At 34.7% G+C, this 476-nt stretch carries 1 pseudogene; it reads left to right on the top strand.

Annotation, left to right across the window (positions count from 1 at the left end):
- Positions 1 to 434, top strand: a pseudogene (locus BCAMP_RS13650) (transposase family protein); the annotation flags it as partial.
- Positions 435 to 476: the final 42 nt, after the last annotated feature.

Below are 476 nucleotides of genomic sequence, written 5' to 3'. Positions count from 1 at the left end.
AAACTATTTCTTTTCCAAAAACATGGTGTTTAACTCAGTTAATTAAAGGTGTTTTAAGCACTTGTTATTTTGGTACACGCTCTTACACACACTCACGGTGTGCGAATTGCGGCTTTAATAATAAAACAGTTAAACTCATTAAACACGGAACTAAACTATCACGTATCACACTCCCTAAAACAAATAACCTTCCAACCTATCTCTTTTTAAAGAAGCAATGCTTCTTATGTAAAGGATGTAAAACAACCTTTATCGCTTCAACTTCGATGGTAAAAAGAAATTGTTTTATCACCAAATGCATCATTCAAACACTAGCTGCCGAAGGGCAGTTTATTACTTCTGAAAAAGATATCGCTTTTAGACAGAGTGTTTCAACAACTACTGTTAATCGTGCTTTACACCAATGGTCTCCTCAATTCAAACCGAACTATTAAAGGCTTCCACTACATCTTTCAATGGATGAATTCAAATCGGTA

The sequence above is a fragment of the Brochothrix campestris FSL F6-1037 genome (assembly GCF_000525915.1).
Classification (GTDB): Bacteria; Bacillota; Bacilli; order Lactobacillales; family Listeriaceae; genus Brochothrix; species Brochothrix campestris.
Note: the sequence above shows the minus strand (reverse complement) of the source record. Positions and strands in the feature narration are given on the sequence as shown.